This is a genomic window from Aquirufa esocilacus (genome assembly GCF_042715595.1).
Taxonomy (GTDB): Bacteria; Bacteroidota; Bacteroidia; order Cytophagales; family Spirosomataceae; genus Aquirufa; species Aquirufa esocilacus.
The window spans coordinates 1,097,727-1,118,940 of record NZ_JBBKXX010000001.1; the positions used below are offsets into that span (position 1 = coordinate 1,097,727).

Annotated in this window: 20 protein-coding genes; 9 read left to right on the forward strand and 11 right to left on the reverse strand. The window is 39.4% G+C overall.

Annotated features, from left to right (window positions below; translation table 11 throughout):
- Both SKC37_RS04840 and SKC37_RS04845 read left to right on the forward strand, forming a co-directional pair.
- Positions 1–456 carry a hypothetical protein gene (locus SKC37_RS04840; protein ID WP_377980371.1) on the forward strand — a complete coding sequence of 152 codons (456 nt, stop codon included), beginning with the start codon at positions 1–3 and terminating at the stop codon, positions 454–456.
- A complete protein-coding gene (locus SKC37_RS04845) occupies positions 453–1,691 on the forward strand; it encodes a dicarboxylate/amino acid:cation symporter (protein ID WP_377980372.1) in 1,239 nt (412 codons plus the stop codon). Before SKC37_RS04840 ends, SKC37_RS04845 begins: the two co-directional genes overlap by 4 nt.
- Here SKC37_RS04845 and SKC37_RS04850 read toward each other — a convergent pair.
- Complete coding sequence (locus SKC37_RS04850; protein WP_377980373.1) at positions 1,669–2,904, reverse strand: ABC transporter permease; 1,236 nt, start codon at positions 2,902–2,904, stop codon at positions 1,669–1,671. The two genes, SKC37_RS04845 and SKC37_RS04850, sit on opposite strands and share 23 nt — an antisense overlap.
- A gap of 4 nt (positions 2,905–2,908) precedes the next feature.
- Positions 2,909–3,304, reverse strand: a complete 396-nt coding sequence (gene rbfA / locus SKC37_RS04855) for a 30S ribosome-binding factor RbfA (protein ID WP_377980375.1) — start codon at positions 3,302–3,304, stop codon at positions 2,909–2,911.
- Positions 3,305–3,405: 101 nt separating this feature from the next.
- On the opposite strand from rbfA, the gene SKC37_RS04860 reads away from it, so the two are divergent.
- Positions 3,406–4,764: a DUF6427 family protein gene (locus SKC37_RS04860; protein WP_377980376.1), complete on the forward strand. Its 1,359-nt coding sequence runs from the start codon at positions 3,406–3,408 to the stop codon at positions 4,762–4,764.
- A 1-nt stretch (position 4,765) separates the two neighbouring features.
- On the opposite strand, the gene rpiB is transcribed toward SKC37_RS04860, so the two are convergent.
- Positions 4,766–5,209, reverse strand: coding sequence for a ribose 5-phosphate isomerase B (gene rpiB, locus SKC37_RS04865; RefSeq protein WP_377980377.1), 444 nt, complete (start codon positions 5,207–5,209; stop codon positions 4,766–4,768).
- A gap of 70 nt (positions 5,210–5,279) precedes the next feature.
- Here rpiB and SKC37_RS04870 point away from each other — a divergent pair, with 70 nt between their 5' ends.
- Positions 5,280–6,002 carry an LOG family protein gene (locus SKC37_RS04870; protein ID WP_377980378.1) on the forward strand — a complete coding sequence of 241 codons (723 nt, stop codon included), beginning with the start codon at positions 5,280–5,282 and terminating at the stop codon, positions 6,000–6,002.
- On the opposite strand, the gene SKC37_RS04875 is transcribed toward SKC37_RS04870, so the two are convergent.
- Both SKC37_RS04875 and SKC37_RS04880 read right to left on the reverse strand, forming a co-directional pair.
- The gene (locus tag SKC37_RS04875; protein WP_377980379.1) at positions 5,999–7,666 is read right to left on the reverse strand and encodes a PHP domain-containing protein; all 1,668 of its coding nucleotides are present in this window, start codon (positions 7,664–7,666) and stop codon (positions 5,999–6,001) included. The two genes, SKC37_RS04870 and SKC37_RS04875, sit on opposite strands and share 4 nt — an antisense overlap.
- 13 nt (positions 7,667–7,679) lie before the next feature.
- Entirely contained in the window at positions 7,680–8,147 is a 468-nt protein-coding gene (locus SKC37_RS04880; RefSeq protein WP_377980380.1) for a methylated-DNA--[protein]-cysteine S-methyltransferase, read from the reverse strand.
- Positions 8,148–8,295: 148 nt separating this feature from the next.
- Between SKC37_RS04880 and SKC37_RS04885 the strand changes: the two genes are divergently transcribed.
- Positions 8,296–9,726: a circularly permuted type 2 ATP-grasp protein gene (locus tag SKC37_RS04885; RefSeq protein WP_377980382.1), complete on the forward strand. Its 1,431-nt coding sequence runs from the start codon at positions 8,296–8,298 to the stop codon at positions 9,724–9,726.
- Between the two features lie 179 nt (positions 9,727–9,905).
- Here the strand turns inward: SKC37_RS04885 and SKC37_RS04890 are convergent, their stop codons facing one another.
- Positions 9,906–10,412, reverse strand: a complete 507-nt coding sequence (locus tag SKC37_RS04890) for a hypothetical protein (RefSeq protein ID WP_377980383.1) — start codon at positions 10,410–10,412, stop codon at positions 9,906–9,908.
- Between the two features lie 162 nt (positions 10,413–10,574).
- On the opposite strand from SKC37_RS04890, the gene SKC37_RS04895 reads away from it, so the two are divergent.
- Positions 10,575–11,765, forward strand: coding sequence for a helix-turn-helix domain-containing protein (locus SKC37_RS04895; RefSeq protein WP_130896920.1), 1,191 nt, complete (start codon positions 10,575–10,577; stop codon positions 11,763–11,765).
- Positions 11,766–11,802: 37 nt separating this feature from the next.
- On the opposite strand, the gene lysA is transcribed toward SKC37_RS04895, so the two are convergent.
- Positions 11,803–13,035, reverse strand: coding sequence for a diaminopimelate decarboxylase (gene lysA / locus SKC37_RS04900; RefSeq protein ID WP_377980384.1), 1,233 nt, complete (start codon positions 13,033–13,035; stop codon positions 11,803–11,805).
- A 40-nt stretch (positions 13,036–13,075) separates the two neighbouring features.
- Between lysA and SKC37_RS04905 the strand changes: the two genes are divergently transcribed.
- Genes SKC37_RS04905 through SKC37_RS04915 form a run of 3 tightly spaced genes read left to right on the forward strand, consistent with a single transcriptional unit; the run spans position 13,076 to position 15,617 of the window.
- Positions 13,076–14,380 carry an alkaline phosphatase D family protein gene (locus tag SKC37_RS04905; RefSeq protein WP_377980385.1) on the forward strand — a complete coding sequence of 435 codons (1,305 nt, stop codon included), beginning with the start codon at positions 13,076–13,078 and terminating at the stop codon, positions 14,378–14,380.
- A gap of 3 nt (positions 14,381–14,383) precedes the next feature.
- A complete protein-coding gene (locus SKC37_RS04910) occupies positions 14,384–14,821 on the forward strand; it encodes an OsmC family protein (protein ID WP_377980386.1) in 438 nt (145 codons plus the stop codon).
- 1 nt (position 14,822) lies between these two features.
- The gene (locus tag SKC37_RS04915; protein WP_377980387.1) at positions 14,823–15,617 is read left to right on the forward strand and encodes a thymidylate synthase; all 795 of its coding nucleotides are present in this window, start codon (positions 14,823–14,825) and stop codon (positions 15,615–15,617) included.
- Between the two features lie 246 nt (positions 15,618–15,863).
- On the opposite strand, the gene SKC37_RS04920 is transcribed toward SKC37_RS04915, so the two are convergent.
- From SKC37_RS04920 to SKC37_RS04935, 4 genes are read right to left on the reverse strand one after another with little or no spacing between them, the layout of a single operon-like run.
- Positions 15,864–17,222, reverse strand: a complete 1,359-nt coding sequence (locus tag SKC37_RS04920) for a peptidylprolyl isomerase (protein WP_377980388.1) — start codon at positions 17,220–17,222, stop codon at positions 15,864–15,866.
- 4 nt (positions 17,223–17,226) lie between these two features.
- Positions 17,227–19,479, reverse strand: a complete 2,253-nt coding sequence (locus SKC37_RS04925) for a peptidylprolyl isomerase (protein ID WP_377980389.1) — start codon at positions 19,477–19,479, stop codon at positions 17,227–17,229.
- A 49-nt stretch (positions 19,480–19,528) separates the two neighbouring features.
- Complete coding sequence (locus tag SKC37_RS04930; RefSeq protein ID WP_377980390.1) at positions 19,529–20,179, reverse strand: hypothetical protein; 651 nt, start codon at positions 20,177–20,179, stop codon at positions 19,529–19,531.
- Positions 20,170–21,213, reverse strand: a complete 1,044-nt coding sequence (locus tag SKC37_RS04935; RefSeq protein WP_377980391.1) for an agmatine deiminase family protein — start codon at positions 21,211–21,213, stop codon at positions 20,170–20,172. Before SKC37_RS04935 ends, SKC37_RS04930 begins: the two co-directional genes overlap by 10 nt.
- Position 21,214: the final 1 nt, after the last annotated feature.

Below are 21,214 nucleotides of genomic sequence, written 5' to 3' on the forward strand. Positions count from 1 at the left end.
ATGCTATCCTACTCCATTTCCACCCCTATTCAAGCGCCCATTGGACACGTTAAAGAACTCTTTACCGCTGACTTATTGTTGCGATTATCACCTCCGTTTCCACGTGTTTCATTGAAACGCTTTGATGGATGCTTGAAAGACGACACTGTCATTCTAGAGATCAACTTAGTCTTCACGAAAGTAACTTGGAGCTCATTAATCACGGAAGATAAATCAACAGAGGATGAATGGTATTTTATTGATCAAGGTGTTAAAATGCCTTTTGGCCTACACTTCTGGCAACACAAACATCGAGTAAAGAGAACCTCCGACGGCGCATGTGAAATTATAGATGAAATTTCATTTGATACCCGCATCGCATTTTTGAATTACCTACTTTTCCCCTTTCTTTGGGGAATGATTTTCTATCGAAAACCATTTTATAAAAAATATTTATCCCTCGTCAACCCGCTATGAAATTAACCTTAACGAATAAAATTATCATTGGATTCATCTTAGGTCTAGTACTAGGCGAATTCTTTTTCCTCTATTTTTCCCCAGAAGTTAGTCATGATTTAGGGGCTAAAGTCCAAATCGTTTCGAAGATTTTCCTACGTCTTATCAAGATGATCGTGGGACCATTAGTATTCTGTACGCTAGTGGTGGGGATTGCCAAATTAGGGGATTTCAAAGCCGTAGGACGGATTGGGATTAAAACCATCGGTTATTTCTACTTCGCTACCATTCTTTCTTTAGTAACTGGCTTAGTGGTGGTAAACATTACCCAGCCGGGTAGCTTACAAAGCTGGCCTAAACCGGCAGCTGGTACAGAAACGGGTATCGATGCCTCCAAAGCCAAAACAATGGAAGATTTCATTTTACACATCTTCCCAGACTCCTTTTTTAAAGCGTTAGCCGAGAACGAAATTCTCCAAATTGTCATCTTCTCCTTATTTTTTGGGGTAGCCTTGGGTTCTATTGGAGAAGTAGGGAAACGCTTAATTCACGTTATAGAAAATCTAGCAGAAGTCATCTTTAAAATGGTGAATTACGTGATGGAAGTGGCTCCTTATGCCGTATTTGCCGCTATGACAACCGTGGTAGCAAACAAAGGGTTGAGCATTTTGATTAGCTACGGCTATTTAATGCTTTGCTTTATGGGAGGTCTTTTATTCTTTACAGTCATCGTTTTATGGGTTATCTGTCTAGTGAATGGCATCCCTTATTGGAAATTACTGAAGGAATTAAAAGAGGCTTTATTAATCTCCTTTTCTACGGCGAGTTCTGAAGCATCTTTTCCACAGACCATTGCCGCCTTGGAGAAATTCGGTTGTAGTAGACGAATCGTTGGCTTTGTGCTACCCTTAGGATATAGCTTTAATCTAGATGGTTCTATGCTTTATATGACATTTGCAACAGGTTTCATTGCGCAAGCCTATGGGGTTCATTTAAGTCTAGAACAACAAATTACGATGTTATTAACCCTAATGATTACGTCCAAAGGTATAGCAGGAGTTCCCCGCGCTTCCTTAGTCATCATTGCTGGCACATTAACGATGTTTAATTTACCAGCAGAGGGCATCGCACTTTTATTAGGAGTAGATCCTTTCTTAGATATGGGTAGAACGGTAACATCTGTTGCTGGAAATGGCGTTGCCACTTGTGTTGTTTCGAAATGGGAGGGAGAATTTAATCCGCCTTTGGCTGATTAAAAGTCATTTGAACAGCCTTTCTAGCCGGAATAATAGAGGCTAAGAAAGTAATGACAATGACCACTAAGGAGGTCATTAAAAAGTCAAACCATTCCATTTGGATAGGATAGGCATCAATCAAAGCGTTCGGGATTCCTAATGGGATAATTCCGAACGTTTGTTGTATCCAGCCTAACCCAAAACCAAGTCCCATTCCAACTAGGGCACCAGAAAAGCTGATAAACAAGCCTACGGATAGAAAAATGCGCAACAATTGCTGTTGTGTTATACCCATGGCTAATAAAGTTCTCAAATCCTTTCGCTTTTCAATCACTAAAAGCGAAAGTGCATAGAAAAGAGTAAATGAAGCGATACCCATAATAAAGGCCATCAGAATGAAGACAAAAAGCTTCTCAATTTTTATCGCGCGCAAAAGAATGGCATGCTGTTGATCTCTTGTTTGAACGTCAAATTTCGATCCAATCACCTGTTGAACTTCCTTTTGAATCTCTAATTCATTGGCTCCATCGGCTAACATTAACTCCATTTTGGACACGGATGTCGTATCCGATAAGGTTAAATCCCGCATCCACTGAAGTGGGACTAAAATCATTTGGTTATCAAAAGTTTGCTCTACTTGCAAGACACCTGATGGGAAAAATCCCTTTTGATTAGCGGCATCTACGTTAACTTGAAACTTGGCTAAGGCTTTTTGATTCGGATACCAAGCCTCAATGGGATGATACACATCTTCAAAATTCATTCCCATCGCCATAAATACACCAGCCCCGACTAATCCATACGGATGACCCTCGTATTCGACTAAATAATCCCCATCGACTACTTGATTCTGTAAACGCTTAGAAGCGATAAAGGAGGAATCAACCCCTTTCAAGGTGACCACAAGTTGTTTCCCATTATAGCGAATCAACGCTTGGTCTTCTAAAATAGGTTGCACGGATCGAACACCCGCTATAGCTGCAATTTGCTTAAGTTGACTAGTAGGTAGGGGAAACCGGGAATCAGATCGAGAAATGATCGTTAAATCCGGATCAAACGTTTTAAACAAACCCCTTTGGAAATCTTCTAACCCATTAAATACGGATAGAATGAGAACAAGAGCCATCACCTCTACCCCTACTCCTATCATCGAAATACGGGATATCAAGGTGATAAAACTCGCCTTAAATGGAGAAAAAAAATACCTTTTCGCAACAAATAAGGAAATACTCATGGTATTAATCTATTTCGTCTGCCACCCGATTAGGCACATCACCCTCAGCTGGAGGAATGACTAAACCCTCGAATAAAGCTTCAATTTTTGCCGCGTAAGCAGCGGTGTCATCTAAGAAGAAGACCAAGCTTGGAATGATACGAACTTGCTTGCGAATTCTGTTAGCCAAGGCATTACGAATAGCTTTATTTTGTAGCTCAATCTGATCCATCACGGCTTCACGATCGTCTATTAGTAAAAAACTTAAATAACAACGGGCCACTGAAAGGTCTGGACTGATTTTAACCTCCGTCACAGTCACCATTCCATTGCCAAAAAGCATTTTAAATTCTTTTTGAAAAATATCACTTAAATCTTTCTGTATTTGACGGCCAAATTTTTGCTGACGCTTCGTTTCCATTTTACCTTTCTTTTTGCTTTGCGTTTTTAACTCAAAAAACACGTACAAATTTCATAATAATAATTGGAAACACCGTAATTTAGAAGTTCGTTTAGCTAAATATGTTACAATTTATTAAATCCAACAGTCTTGTTGCCATGCTATTTTTCGTAGTGGTGGGTGGATTTTTGGCTTTTCTGCAAACTCAACAAGGTTTATCCTATTTTCCGTGGGAGATTAAAAATTACTTAATTGGCCAAAAACTAAACGAGGGCTTTCGTTTATACAAAGATATCCGAGATAATACAGGACCATTTGCGACCGGATTTTATCAATTACTTGATTTATTGGGCATATCGCTCGCCTCGAATCCCTACCTAGCCTTTGGTATTATTTGTTTACAGGCGTATATATTTCAAACGACTATTGTAAAATTTGATTTAATGCCTCAATTAGGCGGTCTTGCCTTTTGTATCTACATCATTCTATTTCACTTAACAAGAGAATTTTACGTTCCAGATCCAGCGCTTTTAGGACTCACCTTTCTATTATTGGCTTGGAAAGGAATCATTCAACAGCAGAAGACTCTTTTAGTGAATGACAGCGTATTTTTAGTAGGCATTTATTTAGCCGCGGCGACCTTACTTTTTCCGGCATATGTCTGGTTATTGCCCTGGGCTATACTCAGCTTACTATTCTATTCTGGTATCAGCATTCGCCAACTCATTTTAGTGATTATTGGCTACTTATTTGTATTAGCTATCACCAGTTTAGTATTTTCATTTCGTGGAAATCTCGCCTATTTATGGCAAGTTTACCGCAACTCAGCTTTCGAATTTCAGCTGATTTCTTGGAACGAATCCAAACGGGTTTTACTCAGTTTTGCACCGGCTATTTGTATAGGGGTTTGGGGATTATATAAAGTAGTAGGTAATCCGAAAATCAGAGCTCATGCCCAAAAAGCGCAACAAACAACTATCATTTGGTTCTTTTTTAGCTTTATCGCAATTGCTAACTTCCCCTCTTACCACCGAATCAATTTCGTGTTGTTATTGCCACCATTGGCTTATTTCGGATTAAATCTATTTTACTTAATCAAAAAGAACTGGCAAAAAGAGCTCGTAATGGTGGGATTATTACTCGCCGTATTTTTTACGTCAAAACAAGATTCTTCTGTTGAAAATCAACCTGTCTCACACCTGCCTATTCAGGGAAAGAGTTTGCTTGTATTAGGCCCAGAAATTCAAGAATACTTACATAATAAAATGGCCGGCCCTTTTGTCAATTGGGAATTAGCAAAGCCTCTACTAAACGAATTGAATAGCTATAAAAATGTAATTATTGTCCAGGAGTACTTTGACAAAGATCAACCTGTCTATATCTACGATTCAGCTGGATATTTTTCCAAATTAGAAAAACACCTCCCAGCTATCACGCAACAATACGAGTTAGTAAGTCCAAAATTGTACAAAAAGAAATAGCTTAGCAGCAAGAAATTTTGTTCACCCGCCCTTGGTGACGACCACCCTCAAAGGGCGTTTCTAGAAACACCTGTAAACAAGCTTTTGCTTCTTCTAAGGAGATAAATCGGACTGGAAGACATAACACGTTCGCATCATTGTGTTGACGAACTAAAGCAGCGACCTCCGTATTCCAAGCTAAACCAGCTCGAATACCTTGGTGTTTATTGGCTGTTATAGCTACACCATTTGCGCTTCCACACAATAATAAACCAAAACTCACCTCCCCTTTTTCTACCGCATCAGCCACAGGATGGGCAAAATCTGGATAGTCCACAGAATCAGCAGAATAGGTACCGCAATCTTTTACCGAGATGCCTTGGGCCTCTAAAAAAGCGATCAAATCATTCTTGTAATCAAAACCAGCGTGGTCACCGCCTACTGCGAAACTTAAAGGAGCATTCATGAAATTATGATTTATTTTTTTGCAAAGGTAAAAGGATTAGTCCTACATTTAGGAAACAATTAGTAAAAATATGACGGAGAATAACTGGAAAGAGGAAGAAGAGAAAATCAAACAAGCTTTTGGTGACAAAACCTGGGCTCAGATTAAATCAGAAGAGTCTTGGCGTATTTTCAAGATTATGAGTGAGTTTGTAGAGGGTATCGATAAATTATCCAAGATCGGGCCCTGCGTTTCCATTTTTGGATCTGCTCGAACTAGCCCAGAAAGCCCCTATTACAAGATAGCAGAAGAGATTGCCGCTAAATTAGTACGACACGGCTATGGTGTCATCACCGGTGGTGGACCGGGAATCATGGAAGCTGGAAATAAGGGAGCTGCCAGTGAAAGAGGCAGAAGCGTGGGTTTAAACATAGAATTACCTTTCGAACAAACCCCTAATCCTTATATTGATTCCGATAAGAATATCAATTTCGACTTCTTTTTCGTGCGCAAAGTGATGTTCGTGAAATATTCTCAAGGATTTATTATTATGCCGGGGGGATTCGGAACGTTGGATGAGATGTTTGAATCTTTGACCCTAATCCAAACCCACAAAATAGGGCGTTTCCCAGTAGTTTTAGTAGGAAAAGAGTATTGGGGTGGTTTAATCGACTGGATGAAAAAGACGATGGTCACCGCAGGAAATATCCATGAGGAAGATTTGGAACTATTTGCTTTAGTAGACACCCCCACAGAGGCCGTACGCGTAATAGACGACTTCTATGCGAAGTATTTACTGAAACCGAATTTCTAGTTTTTAGCGAAAAAGTTATTGATATCGGCCAAAGACAGAGCGTTCAAAGTCAATTCTTTCAACAAACCTCCCTTACGCCCCACTTTGACCCCCCATTCCATATCCTGTAATCCGGCTATGGCGTGGGCATCTGGATTGATAGAGACAAAAACCCCTTTATCCATGGCTTCGTAGATGTGACGCCAATCTAAATCTAATCGATACGGACTCGCATTTAATTCGATGCTCACCCCATTCGCCTTACAAGCGTCTAAGATCTTGGACATCTGTAAAGGAAAACCTGGTCTTGCCAGCAACAATCGGCCCGTAGGATGGCCTAAAATAGACGTATAGGGATTTTCAATCGCTTTGATCACCCTCGGCATCGCCTTTTCTAGATCCATCGTTAAGCCAGCGTGTACGGAGGCCACCACATAGTCAAACGAGGCTAAAACCGAGGAATCGTAATCTAAACTCCCATCGGGCAAGATGTCCGATTCAATTCCTTTTAAGATCTGAAAATCGGACCACTGCGTATTCAATTGATCTATTTCTTCGTGCTGACGTTGCACATCCTCCTCTTTCAAACCACCTGCATAGGCCGCATACTTGGAGTGATCTGCAATCCCGAAATAACTTAGTCCTAAATCGCGGCAGGCTTCAGACATTTCAGTCAAGGTGTTTTTTCCATCGGAATAGGTCGAGTGATTATGCAAACAACCGCGCAAATCGGCGTGTTGAATTAACGCCTTATCACCGTGTTTTGCGTGCCAATCAAACTCCTGTAAACCCTCCCGCATTTCAGAAACGATATACGGCAAAGTTTGAGATGTGTAGATTTCTGATTCTTCTTTCAACTCTTTTCCCTCAAATCGTTCATAAAAGTGAACTTGAGCCAAGTGCTCCGGCGAAGCTGATAGGGCAAATAATTTTGTCACCCATTCTCCAGCAGAAGCAAAGTGAATTTCGATGGGAATCAAATGACCCTTTGCGAATCCTCTCCAAGTAAAAGGAGATGATTCTTTCAGATCTTCTTCTAACCTATCCACTGATTGCAGCAGCCCTGAAGCTCCAAATAAATCATCCGTTTCCACTAAAAATACAAGTGAGTTAATTACTTCACAATTTCGGCGTAATTCCCCTGCAATGGATACTTTAGAGAAAAAAGCCATGAGTTCTTGTGCGATTTCATCCGCTAAATCTTGCGCTTTATTAATACGCAATTTGCTAGAATTTGATTTAATAAAATGAATATTCAAGGTAACGCTTTCCACCACAGCCCCACCAAAACCTTTTAAATTAGCTAACCGTCCATCTTCGCAGGCTGCTAACAAATCATCAATTTCAGTTATTTGCAATTCTTGCCAAATGGTACGCACTTTTTTAGGACCTAAACCCTTTATCTTCAATAAGGTCAGTAAACCAGGAGGTGTTTGTTCAATTATTTGTTCTAAATCAGGACAAGTTCCTGAAGCAGCGATATCTTGGACAATTTGAACAACCACTTTACCTACACCCGGAATCGCTAACAATTCCGACTCAGGCAGGGCGGAAATTAAACCCGGAAATTTATCGAGGCCACGCGCAGCAAAGGCTAGATTTTTACTCTTAAATTCATTTACGCCATGCAAGTCCCACAGTTTCACCAACAGCTCAAGCGCATCTACAATTTGATCATTATCCATATACAAATATAAACTAAAATAAAGTGGCTCCCTCTTTCGCTAACAACCATTCCTTACGCCATAATCCACCGCTATACCCGACCAATTTACCCGTTGAACCGATAACCCGGTGACAAGGGTTGAAAAGTAAAATCGGATTTTGTCCATTCGCATTTCCAACTGCCTGGGCGGCTTTGGGTATTTCTAAGCGTTTTGCAATCTCAGCATACGTAACAGTAGAACCAGTGGGAATTTCTCTCAACGCTTCCCATACTCGCTGCTGGAAAGGTGTTCCAATCGCAGGATCCATAGGAAAATAGGCTAAATCACCTGTGTCAAAATAGACCTGCAAAATCCCCTTTATTTCCTGTACTTCAGTCGGATGTAAAATTAAGTCATTGGAAACCTCATCAACAAATGAACAAGATAGCAATCCTTGATCTGACAAAAGAAGATGTAGATTCCCGATAGGGCTTATAAAATAAAAAGAGGAGACAGACATATTCTTTAATATCAGACAAAAAATGGTAAATTTCCAATAATTAAGAGGGTATTTTTGGAAATTTTGAAAATTACTAAAGTTTTGGAAAATCAAAACAGAAATAAAATTCTAAATTAAGATCATATCAAGCATTTTAAATCACAATACCATGAATTTCTCCTTTAACAACTACGAAACTGGCGGTTTTTTCGATGAAATGTTCGAGGCCGATGGACGTGTTCGGGCAGGATATGACCATTTCAAGGAACGGGTAGAACAGCTTTCTCAAGAAGAGTTCTTAAGCCGCCAACAATCCGCAGAAAGAGCCTTAATGGCGATGGGGATCACGTTTAATGTCTATGCGGAAAATGAAGGTACTGAACGCATCATGCCCGTAGATATTATTCCTAGAATAGTCGAAGCGAAAGAATGGGAAAAGATCGAAAAAGGGTTAATTCAACGCATAACCGCATTAAATCTTTTTCTAAATGATATATACTCTGATCAAAAAATCATCAAAGACGGTATCATTCCGGCAGAAGTGATTAATTCCTCTAAAGACTTTTTAAAAGCTTGCATTGGAATCAAACCTGCCAAAAACATCTATATACACATCACAGGTACAGATTTAATTCGAGGTAGCGATGGGGAATACATGATTTTGGAGGATAATTTACGCTGCCCATCAGGCGTATCCTATATGATGGAAAACCGGGAACTATTAAAGCAAACATTTCCCGAAGTAGTTGCAAAAACACGCATTAGACCCATTTCTGATTACCCTAATAAGTTATTGGAAATGTTGCGATTCATTAGTGATCGACCAGAACCAACGGTAGTCGTTTTAACCCCAGGAATCTATAATTCCGCCTATTTTGAGCATTCTTATTTAGCTCAACAAATGGGTGTGGAATTAGTGGATGCACGTGATTTAGTCGTTCATGAGGGCTATGTCAAAATGCGCACGACCAAAGGTTTCCAAATCGTCGATGTCATTTACCGACGCATCGATGACACTTTTCTAGACCCTACCGTCTTTAATCCGGATTCGATGATAGGTATACCAGGTATTTTTGACGTGTATAAAAATGGTAAAGTAGCCATTGCAAACGCCCCTGGCACTGGAGTGGCAGATGATAAAGTAATTTACGCCTATGTGCCGCGCATCATTAAATACTATTTAAAGGAGGAGCCAATTATCCAAAATGTCAAAACCTATATTTGTTCAGAGGAAGACGATCGCAATTATGTCTTAGCCAATATCGAAAAATTAGTGGTTAAAGAAGCTAACGAAGCGGGTGGTTATGGCATGCTAATCGGCCCAAAATCTACCAAAGAGGAACAAGAAAAGTTTAAAGCTTTAATTCTAAGCAATCCCAGAAATTACATTGCACAGCCTACCATATCCTTATCCCGCGTTCCTTGTCTGATCGATGACCATGCAGAAGGCCGACACGTGGATTTACGCCCTTACATTTTATATGGTGACGGAGTGAATGTTATGCCGGGTGGATTAACACGCGTTGCATTGAGAAAAGATTCATTAGTGGTTAATTCCTCGCAGGGAGGTGGTTCGAAGGATACGTGGGTTATGTATTAGGTCTTCGGGTTCTGAATCGTCGACAGGTCAAATGATTCAGAACCCGAAAACCTACTACATGTCTGGAAAAATTAAGAATCAAATAATTTTGCCGCTGAATAATCAATACATATCAGGGGAATGGAGAGTATTTGAGAGTAGACACGGAATACTGACCACAGAAAACTAGCTATTAATTACTACTTGAATAAACTCATAATGCCGGCTGTGTCATAGGCTAACCACTCCTGCACAATTTTCCCATTTTTTAGCTGGTCCACTGCACTTATAACCACTTTTATAGATTTGTCACCCTTAGTTAATACAGCATATTGGTAGGATATCACGTAATTGTTTGCTTCATTCATATTTTTGTTCTTGTGCACGTATTCCCAGATAGGAGCTACTTTTTCAAATTTTACAGAAATTCCATTCGCTTTTAAAACCTTGAGAAAAGCCACATTCTGAGTTAAATTCTTTTCCTCAAGATTATCGTGAAATTTCACCTCAGGTGCATAAAAAGATTTGTAAGTAACGGTATCCAACGCTTCTAAGGCTTTAATAGAATTTAAAACCAATTTTGTGTTTGGCGATTTCTCCAAGTTATACCCTGAATTAAAACCGGTTTCGGCATTACCCTCATTTGAAACGGATTGACCAGATGCAAATGCTGAAATGGTCAAAAATACAAAGACTAATTTTTTCATTTGAATAAAGATTTTATGTTTAACAATGACGCAATTTGGAAAGAGGAAAGAAAAGGAAGGTTCGAAAATGATTCATTTATGTTCCACTTTGCGAGGATGGAACAAAACGAATTACTATTTTTTTATTTATCTTGAATTTGAATCGACAAAAACGTTTTCATTATGGGTATTATATTTCCCTTATTTGGCATATTTACCTCTTTTTTGCTAATCTATTACTTAAGTTCATTAAATAGATCTAATGCTTTTTTAGCTCTATTTTTCTTGTGCTGTAATTTGGTGGTTCTTGTTTATTATGGGTTACATTATACCCAAAATTTATTCTGGGAAGGTATTTGTTTTGTCCATTTCTTACCTCTCTCCTATTTATTAGGTCCATTTTTATTTTTTTACGTAAAAACGCTTGTAACAGATCAGCGGAAACTAGAAAAATTTGATTTTATTCACCTAATTCCTGCTGCATTTATTGCTATTAATTGCCTGCCTTTTACCACTTTACCTTTTGAGCAAAAAGCTAAAATCGCCCACGAAATCATTAATATAACGGAGAGATATACCCTAGATTTCCAATTTGTTTCCTTTGAATTTATTCTGGTATCTAGATCATTACATTTACTTGCCTATTGCCTTTTCTCCCTAATCTATTTTACAGTTCATTCCCAACGAACAAAGACTAAATTTGGTCAGTTGTCAACAAATCACGGGATTTTAAAAAGATGGATCTATTTACTTTGTGCTATTCAATTCGTCATATCAAGCAATAGTGTCTTACATATGTTAACAGTAGTGGGTATTTATTTTGATTTTCAAAGCGATGCCTACACACAAATTTTCACTTCGAAACAACACTATTTTGCTGTGGCCGGAGGAGGCTTTTTTCTTCAAAATTTATTCTTGTTTTTATTTCCAAAAATTCTCTACGGCAACATATCATTTATTCCAGACAAAGTCAGAGGTAACTTAATACGTGACCTTAAATATAGTCTTCCGAAAAAAAGAAATTTTGTAGAAACCAACCTTGAATTCAAGGAGGAAATAGCCATCTATTTGCTTTCGCTCCCTTTTACAAAAAAGGAATTTTCTATAGCACAAATGTCCTTTGATTTAAAAATTCCTGAAAGAACACTATCGCTTTATTTTAACACGTCACTTGGTTTATCATTTAGTGAATGGAGAAAAAAAATACGCATTGACTATGCGATTGTCATGATCGATTCAGGAGATTCTAAAAAAATCACCATTGAAGCTATCTCTTCTAATGCCGGTTTTGCCTCTAGGTCAAAATTCATTGATGCCTTTAAGGAACAGATGGGTATAACTCCATCTGCCTACATTAAATCGTTGGAAAAATAGTACGGACTTTAGCGGTTTAGTAGCTCCCAAGTATTGGCTACTCTTGATTACGTAGTATATCTTCTAAAGTCTCTCTCTTCCGAATCACCCGCGCAACACCACCATCCACCAATACCTCAGCAGGTAAGAAACGCGAGTTATAATGCGAGGCCATCGTGAATCCATAAGCACCTGCATTCGCGAGAGCAATAATATCGCCCTCTTGGACTTCGTTTAAAAGTCGTTCGTTTTGTTTGCCTGTGAAGTCAAAGGAGAATGTATCCGTTTCACAGATATAACCAGTCACGCGATACTCTTCTTGCTTCGAGGAATCTTGATTCGAAGCATTAAAAATATAGTGATACGAACCATACATCATGGGACGAATCAAATGATTCAATCCCGAGTTAATTCCTACAAAAGTTTTGACCGGATCGCGTTTAACCACATTCGTTTCAGTCAAGAATGTGCCTGATTCACTCACTAAAAATTTACCAGGTTCTACCCAAAGGCGTAGTTCACGACCGTATTTTTCACAAAAGGCGCGAAAGGCGTTGCTCATAATTTGGCCTACTTCTTGCATATTCACTCCTGGATCCTCTGGAGAATAAGGTACTTTGAAACCTCCTCCCAAATCGATAATTTGTAAATCTTTGAAGTCATAAGCAAAGTCAAAAAGGGCTGATGCCGCTTGCTCGAACGTCTTTCCGTCTTTGATATCTGAACCAGTGTGTTGATGTAAACCGATCACATTGATTTTGTATTGCTCAACAATAGCTAGAATTTCAGCTTTTTGATGGATTGAAATCCCAAACTTGGACTCCGGATGGGCCGTCATAATCTTTTCATTTCCCCCACCAAAAACATGTGGTTTAATGCGAATCAAACAAGGCTGCGAGGAACCGTAGGTCTGTCCAAACCTTTCTAAAACGGATAGATTATCTAGGTTGACAATTGCCCCTTGGGAAACGGCATATTCGATCTCAGAAAAATGAACTCCCGATGGCGTAAATGTAATGTTTGAGCCAGTGTATCCCGCGATTAAACCTAACTCCAATTCTTGAGGAGAAACGACATCCATATCTACTCCATTCTCCCGCATTAAGCGCAAGATCGACAAATTCGTATTTGCCTTAGCGGCATATTTAATCGTCAAATCAATTCCCTCAAAAGCGGCTCTTAAAACCGAGATTTTTTCCCTAATTTTGTCAGCATCGTATACATAAAGTGGTGTACCAAATTCTTTGGCCAAATCTGTTAAAGGAATGTTCTGAATAGAATAATATGCCATAGGGTAAATTGTAAGCCACAAAGATACTAATCTAACAAACATGAAAAGAATATTTATCACCTTATTCCTACTGTCCCCGCTTTTAGTGCTGGCACAAATCAAGAGTGGTCCCATGTTAGGCTATTCTGAAATGAAAGAGGTATTGGTTTGGGTTCAGACGGAGAAACCAGCGGATGTTAGTATTCAATATTGGGAAAAAGGCGATAAAACGGTTCATAAAACAGACCCTGTTCATACAGAAAAGACCACAGCCTACATCGCTCGAATCATTGCTGACGAAGTTACAATGGGCAAAAAATACGAATACGAGGTACTGGTGAATGGTAAAAAAATGGCTTTTGATTATGCACTAGAATTTCAAACACAAGACCTTTGGCAATACCGTCATGATCCTCCAGCATTTTCTTTCATTTTCGGAACTTGTAACTATGTAAATGAAGAAGCAACTGATCGACCAGGTCGAGGATATGGTGGTGCAGACGAAGTGTACGCAGCTATGCACGCTAAGAAACCAGATTTCATGCTGTGGGGTGGAGATAATTTTTATTACCGCGAACCAGATTACACCAGAACGGGGATGATACACCGCAATGACCATGCGCGTGCCGTAAAATCTATGCAGCCTTTATTAGCAAATGTGCACCACTTTGCCATTTGGGATGACCATGATTATGGACCGAATGATGCAGATCGTTCTTTTCCTTTGAAACATACCTCTCTAGAGATGTTTAAAATGTATTGGGGTAATCCGAATTTTGCTTTCCCGAATGAAGGAATTACCGGAAAATTCCAGTGGGCCGATGTCGAGTTCTTTCTAATGGATGATCGGTGGAACAAGGCTCCAAACGAATTGAATGACCCGAATAAAGATTACTGGGGCGCGAAACAAATGACTTGGTTATTAGATCAATTGTCCACTTCTAGGGCTAGTTTTAAAATAATCGTCAATGGTGGCCAGGTGGTTAGCCCAGCCAAAGTATTCGAAAACATGGCGAATTATGAGTCCGAAAGAACGTTTTTATTGAAAGAATTAAAGAATCGAAAAATTTCTGGTGTTCTCTTTTTCACAGGCGATCGCCATATCTCTGATTTGAACAAATTAGAGCGCGAAGGCACGTATCCATTATATGATTTGACGGTTTCTCCCATGACGGCAGGAAAGGCTGATGCGGTAAAGCTAGATTATAACGAGACTTTAGTGCCTGGAACGTTGGTACAGGAAAGAGCATTCTCTAAAATTGAGGTAACTGGACCTTTAAAGGACCGTACATTAACCATTACTCTTTTTAATGTAAAAGGCGAGGTTATTTGGACGAAAGAGCTTAAATCCACACAACTAAAATAACCCATGGAAGTAGTATTAAACCGCTTAGATCAAGATTTTCATTTCGAGGCCAAAGGCTCCTCTCCCATTCCGGTACATATCGATGCAGCGGAGGGAATTGGAGGTCATAATGCCGGTGCTCGTCCCATGGAGCTCCTTTTAATGGGCCTAGGAGGCTGCACTGCAATAGATGTCATTCTCATCTTGAAGAAGCAGCGTCAAATCGTAGACGACTTTCAAATTCGGGTTCAAGGGGATCGCGAGAAGATAGAGGGTACAGAGAAAACACCTTTCCGTCAAATCAACATCCAATTTGAATTAAAAGGCCAAATTGACGGCAGCAAAGCCCTTAAAGCAATCCAAATGTCCATGGACAAATACTGTTCCGCCACCGCTCAATTAGAGCCTAGCTCAACCATTACTCATACCTTAGTTTTAAACGGGGAAAAATTCGACGCATAACATGCAAGCATACTTAGATTTATTAAACCACATCAAGGAAAAAGGCACATTCAAATCTGATCGCACAGGAACGGGAACAACGAGTGTTTTCGGCTACCAAATGCGCTTCAACCTAGAAGATGGCTTCCCTTTAGTCACGACAAAGAAAACCCACTTAAAATCAATCATTCATGAACTATTGTGGTTTTTGAAAGGCGAGACAAATATTGGCTATTTAACAGAAAATAGCGTTCGCATTTGGGATGAATGGGCAGACGAGAACGGCGACCTAGGTCCAGTGTATGGAAAACAATGGAGGAGCTGGGAAGGTGCAAATGGTGTGGTCATTGACCAAATCAAAGAAGCTGTTGAAACATTGAAAAAGAATCCAGATTCTCGTCGAATTATCGTGAGTGCTTGGAATGTAGCAGACTTGCCTAAAATGGCCCTAATGCCCTGCCATGCTTTCTTCCAGTTCTATGTAGCAGATGGCAAGCTATCTTGTCAACTATACCAACGTTCAGCGGATGTATTCTTAGGGGTTCCTTTCAACATCGCCTCTTATGCCTTGTTAACCATGATGATCGCCCAAGTTTGCGATCTAGGCTTAGGTGATTTTATTTGGACTGGTGGCGACACCCATTTATACAGCAATCACATGGAACAAGTGGAATTACAATTATCCCGAACTCCACGTGCATTGCCAACGATGAAAATCAATCCGAATGTAAAAGATATCTTAGATTTCAAATTCGAAGACTTCACCTTAGAGGGATATGATCCATATCCAGGAATTAAGGCGCCGGTGGCGGTCTAATTAGATTATAGAGGAGAGATTATAGAGTATAGAGTATAGATGTAAAGCATAGAGCAAAAAGCACAAAGAATAAAGTTCGAATCCCCATCGGGCATGAATTCAGAAATGAATTTTTCACCATACATATTAAAAAAGGGAGCTTCGCTCCCTTTTTTAATGCCACCTTTATTCTTTAAGCTTTGTGCTTTAAATCTATACTCTCTTATCTACTCTCTATAATCTTTACTCTATTATTTCTAATCTCAACTACTCCCGTTCCTGCACATCCTCAAGTATCCGACAATCCATATACTCCTCATCAATAAAGATAAATACATCATCTTTCGCTTTCATAAACCACTTTTCGATAGCGTTGTTCTTTTTACGAGACAGTGTAATCTGAGATAGCTTTTGATAATCATCTTTCAGATTCGCAAAATGTGGCGGGTGCTTCGCTTTGAAAAACAAAATACGCACGGCAGATCTACCATCATCTGTACGGAAAGGAATGGGAGCTGAAATAGTTCCCACTTTCATTGAATCTAGAGCAAAGAAAAGAGCTGGATCCATCGTGCCGTCATAGGCAAGACGATTCGCCCCACTGGTTGCATCCATAATAACACCACCGGCATCTTGTGTAGCTTTATCTTCTGAGAATTCTTTTGCCGCTTTTTCAAAAGTAGTTGAATCACGTTGAACCAGTACCCGAATACTATCCAAAAACTTCGTAGGCTCAGTCAAATCTAATTTTTGGTAATCAGGTCTTAATAAGATATGACGAGCATGGTATTCTTGACCACGGATCTCCAGTAATTGAATTAAGTGAAATCCAAATTCCGACTCAACAACATCTGACATTTGATTCGGTTTTAAACGTAAAGCCGCTGCTTCGAATGGGGCAACCATGGCGCCACGTTTAGCAAAACCTAAATCCCCTCCTCTTTTACCAGAACCTAAATCTTCTGAATGTACCTTAGCTAAATCTTCAAAACTCTCCCCTTTATCCACTCGGCGACGAAAATCTAATAACTTAGCATATAATTCTTCTTTCTGATTTTTATTCGGTTTTGCGATGCGAATGATATGACTAATTTCTACTTCTGCAGGCAAATAAGGTAAAGAGTCGCGTGGAATTTCATTATAAAAGGCCGCTACTTCTTTAGGGGTGATTTTTACATCATCCGTAATTTTATCTTGCATTTTGCGGCCAGTCAACTGTTCTTTCAATGATGATCGCAAATCTTCTTTAAGGGTAGCAATTGACTTACCGTACGCCTCAACGATGTTCTTAGCGGAGCCATACTGGCCCTCCATCTGTTCCATTCGGCTATTCAATTCAGCTTCAATGCGCTTATCCTCTACGATAACGGAGTCAATTTCAGCTTTGGCCAACATCAACTTATTGACTACTAAACCCTCCAAAATTTGGCAACGATTAGGCGTATTAGCCTGACCACTGGTGATATATTGCTGGTATTGATTCTCTACTTCTGATTTTAAAATAAAGTAATTATCAACCTTAACAATAATGCGATCTAACACATTTTTATTGCCAACCTCTTGCGAGTATGCGGATAAACTCCCTACAAGTAAACACAAACCTAAAACCCAACGAGTCAATTTCATAAATTTAATTTTTCAGTATTTTTTCTAATTCGGCATCATTCACTAGCACGGGATATTGTTGCCTTAATTTAACAACCCATTCTTTTTCTAATTGTTCTTGATAGCCTCTAATCACTAATCCACGCGCTTCTTCAAAACTACGTAAACGCTCTGGCTCTATTTTCTTGACCTCTACAACGGCAAATTTACCCGTTGTTTCCCATGCTTTAGTTCCAGCAGTCCAATCGATGGCATCAATGATAGGAGAATCCCCTTTCTTAAAATACCCCTCTTTAACTTCAACACTTTTGGGCTTTAAGGCATTAAACCTTTTGACTAAATCCCCTGTGCTGGTCGATAAAAAACGGAATGAAACACGTGCGTTTTTTTCTTTAACAGTTTTAGACACAGGTTTTAAACTTGCTTCATCTTTCTGAATAATGCGATTCACAGCGATACCTCTAAGCTTGAGATAATTTACCACCTGTGCTGATCTAATTTCGGATAAACTATCTGACTCAGATGCATCTCTGTGCCCAGCAATCTCAATTTGATATTCAGGATTTTTAGCCAGGGTTGCGTAAATTTCATCCAAAATCTGCCCCGATGGCTCCTTGTAGACAATTCCACCTAAGTTAAAAATTAAATCTGCCACTTTCTTATTCATGGCAAAAGTAGTCTGTTTTAGTTGATCTAATACGTCCGTTAGGGTTTTCTTAGAATCAGCGACAATCAGTTTCGCTTCGATTCGAGCAGGTTGAATAAAAGAGGCACGATGTTGTACATAATAGTTACTTTGACCAAGCGAGTCTAAGGACTTACTTATAATCTCTCGATCGATCATTTTACTATACAAACTACCTGTATAAAATTCTGCCATTTGCTCTTTAAAGGCTGGATATTTATTTTCTAAATGCTCCTCCTCTGCTTGCAATGTTTCTTTTTCAATACATTCATCTAGGTATTTTTGCTCTGATTTAGCTGGCAAATAACCTAAGGCTTTTATACTCTTTCTTTTTTGGGATTGAACAAAAGTATAATAATCACCTACCGTAAATGACTTATCTAGAATGGTAAACAAAGGTTCTTTTAAGAAAGGCTCCTCTCCTGTTCTTTCCACACTCATTCGCTCAAAAGCAGCTTTTTTCGTAGCCTCCTGGATAGAAACCTTGTTCTCAACTCGAACACGTTTCATAAAAGCATTTTTAATCAACTCTTTTCTATCCGGATCCGTTAATACTTTTTGCTTGATGAACTCAGACATGTCCTCAAATGTAAGCAGTGGTTTTTTATCTAATAATTTAAATATTTGCCAGCCCAAATTCGTACGAATGGGTTTAGAAACATCCCCTAATCGTTCTAATCCAAATAAGGCATCTTGTAGTTCTTCGCTTAAATCAGATGAAAAGTACCAACGTCTGATTTCGCCACCACGACTTCTGGAAAAAGGATCATCTGAATAATTTTTACAGACTAATTCGAAAGATTCCCCCGCTTTTAAATAGGCTTCCACTTGTTCTATTTTCTTTTTCGCATCTACTTGTACATTGGTGGGCGCATCGACCGCAGCAGAAATGATAATATGAGCTAAACGGATTTTACCAGAATTAGGTCGCTGATTGACCACTTTAACAATATGGTAACCACTTGCTGTTCTAAATGGCTTGGAATATTCCCCTATTCCAATGGAATAGATGGCATTCTCAAAATCATACAACGTTTGTAGTGAGGTAATATAACCTAGGGCACCTCCTTTCGGGGCAGATAATTCATCTTCTGAAAACTTAGAGGCTACCTGGGCAAAATCTTCGCCTGACTTTAATTTCTGATATAGATTCTCAATTTTTTGAAAAGCAATAATCGTATCTGCCGGACTAGGGTTTTCACTTAGTTTAACTAGAATTTGGCTTATTTTTTTCTCCTCTTTCATTCGTTGATAAGCCTGCTTCACTAGGTTGTCCGCAGTAGGCATATCTATCAAATAAGGCGTAGCTAATTCTTTACGAAAACTCGCATATTCTTCTTTAAATTCAGACTCATCCGAAATTTTCGCCTTTTCTGCCGCCAAAATTTTTAATTGATAATCAATATAATCAGCTAAAAAAGCTGATCGATTTTCTTTATTCACACTATCTATCTCCACTAATGAATTATAGGTCTTCAGAAATTCTTCTGCTGAAATATTTTTGCTACCTAGTTGAATAGGCGAAATACCTTGTGCGAACGAGGCAAGTGGTGCAATCAAGAAAAATAATAGGATAAACTTTACTTCTTTCATACTGACTAATTAAGCTAATAAAATTACGAATAATCCCTGACAAACCTGATTATTCTACATTTATTTGAATCTTGTATTGATATTCATAAGCGTCAATCAGTCTACGACCTCCTATCCATTTTCCTGTCCTTTCAGTAGAGAGAACGGAATCATAATCCCACTGCGTCTCTGAAACTCCTACTAAATCTCGCTTATCTATTTCACTCACCCAGTCTAATCCCAAAGATCCAGCTTTCATTCCCCATAAAAACCAAGATACTGGATTTTCAGCCGAGGTTAAAGCCAAAGGAATGGCTAAAACGCCACTCACTGCATTAAATCGATTTACCCATTTTTTTGTAGGCTGATAATCTTCTATTTCGAAGAGAGAAAGTTGAAAGCTGGCTTTTTGGCCTGACTTTAAACGCACTTCTACTGGCTTTATTGTGTCCAATCGAATGACCTGCCCAGACTTCACCCTACCTAAGTAGGTGGAAAAAACCTGAATAGGCTTTATTGTGTCTCCCTCCATAATACCAATGGCACCTACCAATACTAATTCATCGCCTAATACCTCTTGCGTCTTCACCACATTCAAGCTTTGAAGTTTGACCTGTAGCCGCTTTTCCTTTTGCACATTTTGATCCACCACCACAGGCGAGGCAGATTGACGAGCACAAGAGAACAAACCCAGAAAAGCAAATAAGGTAATTATACGCATGCGGCAGGTTCTTGCTGGGTCAAACAATGAAAACTTCCTTGACCCCAAATAATCTCTCGAGCAGACAACCCAATGACGGGACGATCCGGGAATAATTGTCGTAATATTTCTAAGGCTATTTCATCTTGTGAACAATCAAAAATAGGCACTAATACACCCGCATTACAAATATAAAAATTTGCATAGGAGCCGGGAGCCCTAAAACCATCAATTACCACGGCATCTGGCATGGGAATTTCTATGATAGTTAAAGGCGAGCCGTCTAGCAGCGTCATTTGCTTTAATTCCGCCAAATTAGCGGCCAATACCGCATGATTATCATCCGCTACGTTCGGTTCCACCATCGCGATAACCGTATTTGCATTGACAAAACGCACCGTATCATCGATGTGACCATCCGTATCATCCCCTACAATACCATCAGATACCCAAAGTACTTGAGACACACCATAGTAATTTTTCAAATATGTTTCAATCTGCTCTTGCGTCAGATGGGGGTTACGATTCTTATTTAAGAGACAAGAACGACTCGTTAACACGGTTCCGGCTCCATTAAAGTCCACCGAACCTCCCTCCATAATGATACCTGGAGAAACAGATAATAGAGATAAACAAGATGCAATCGTTTGGGGCAATGCATTGTCATCCGAAAAAGGCGGATATTTACCTCCCCATGCATTGTATTCCCAATCTACCACTAATCGATCACTACTATCCGCTTTCACTAAAAAGGCCGGCCCGTGATCACGACACCACGCATCATTCGTAGGTTGAACATTGAATTCGATTTTAGCTGGATCAATGCCATAAGCAGGCAATTGACTTTCGATAAAAGCCTGTAATTCGGGTGAATTTACATTAATTCGCACTTGTTCACCCTGTGATATCGCCTTAATTAAGGCGAAATATTCCGGGTACATCTGCTTTAATTTATCGTCCTGCCAGGAGTGATCGTTGTGTGGAAAAGTAATCCAGGTGGCGATATGTGGATGCCATTCGGCAGGAAAAAAGTATCCTTGATCTTTCGGAAACATC

What these genes read in the sequence shown, in the direction of transcription:
- SKC37_RS04850 (WP_377980373.1), bottom strand. Translation starts at nt 2,904, where the DNA reads ATGAGTATTTCCTTATTTGTTGCGAAAAGGTATTTTTTTTCTCCATTT.
- SKC37_RS04840 (WP_377980371.1), top strand. Translation starts at nt 1, where the DNA reads ATGCTATCCTACTCCATTTCCACCCCTATTCAAGCGCCCATTGGACAC.
- SKC37_RS04920 (WP_377980388.1), bottom strand. Translation starts at nt 17,222, where the DNA reads ATGAAATTGACTCGTTGGGTTTTAGGTTTGTGTTTACTTGTAGGGAGT.
- SKC37_RS04935 (WP_377980391.1), bottom strand. Translation starts at nt 21,213, where the DNA reads ATGTTTCCGAAAGATCAAGGATACTTTTTTCCTGCCGAATGGCATCCA.
- SKC37_RS04930 (WP_377980390.1), bottom strand. Translation starts at nt 20,179, where the DNA reads ATGCGTATAATTACCTTATTTGCTTTTCTGGGTTTGTTCTCTTGTGCT.
- SKC37_RS04925 (WP_377980389.1), bottom strand. Translation starts at nt 19,479, where the DNA reads ATGAAAGAAGTAAAGTTTATCCTATTATTTTTCTTGATTGCACCACTT.
- SKC37_RS04875 (WP_377980379.1), bottom strand. Translation starts at nt 7,666, where the DNA reads ATGGATAATGATCAAATTGTAGATGCGCTTGAGCTGTTGGTGAAACTG.
- SKC37_RS04915 (WP_377980387.1), top strand. Translation starts at nt 14,823, where the DNA reads ATGCAAGCATACTTAGATTTATTAAACCACATCAAGGAAAAAGGCACA.
- SKC37_RS04870 (WP_377980378.1), top strand. Translation starts at nt 5,280, where the DNA reads ATGACGGAGAATAACTGGAAAGAGGAAGAAGAGAAAATCAAACAAGCT.
- rpiB (WP_377980377.1), bottom strand. Translation starts at nt 5,209, where the DNA reads ATGAATGCTCCTTTAAGTTTCGCAGTAGGCGGTGACCACGCTGGTTTT.
- rbfA (WP_377980375.1), bottom strand. Translation starts at nt 3,304, where the DNA reads ATGGAAACGAAGCGTCAGCAAAAATTTGGCCGTCAAATACAGAAAGAT.
- SKC37_RS04890 (WP_377980383.1), bottom strand. Translation starts at nt 10,412, where the DNA reads ATGAAAAAATTAGTCTTTGTATTTTTGACCATTTCAGCATTTGCATCT.
- SKC37_RS04860 (WP_377980376.1), top strand. Translation starts at nt 3,406, where the DNA reads ATGTTACAATTTATTAAATCCAACAGTCTTGTTGCCATGCTATTTTTC.
- SKC37_RS04910 (WP_377980386.1), top strand. Translation starts at nt 14,384, where the DNA reads ATGGAAGTAGTATTAAACCGCTTAGATCAAGATTTTCATTTCGAGGCC.
- SKC37_RS04845 (WP_377980372.1), top strand. Translation starts at nt 453, where the DNA reads ATGAAATTAACCTTAACGAATAAAATTATCATTGGATTCATCTTAGGT.
- SKC37_RS04885 (WP_377980382.1), top strand. Translation starts at nt 8,296, where the DNA reads ATGAATTTCTCCTTTAACAACTACGAAACTGGCGGTTTTTTCGATGAA.
- SKC37_RS04905 (WP_377980385.1), top strand. Translation starts at nt 13,076, where the DNA reads ATGAAAAGAATATTTATCACCTTATTCCTACTGTCCCCGCTTTTAGTG.
- SKC37_RS04880 (WP_377980380.1), bottom strand. Translation starts at nt 8,147, where the DNA reads ATGTCTGTCTCCTCTTTTTATTTTATAAGCCCTATCGGGAATCTACAT.
- SKC37_RS04895 (WP_130896920.1), top strand. Translation starts at nt 10,575, where the DNA reads ATGGGTATTATATTTCCCTTATTTGGCATATTTACCTCTTTTTTGCTA.
- lysA (WP_377980384.1), bottom strand. Translation starts at nt 13,035, where the DNA reads ATGGCATATTATTCTATTCAGAACATTCCTTTAACAGATTTGGCCAAA.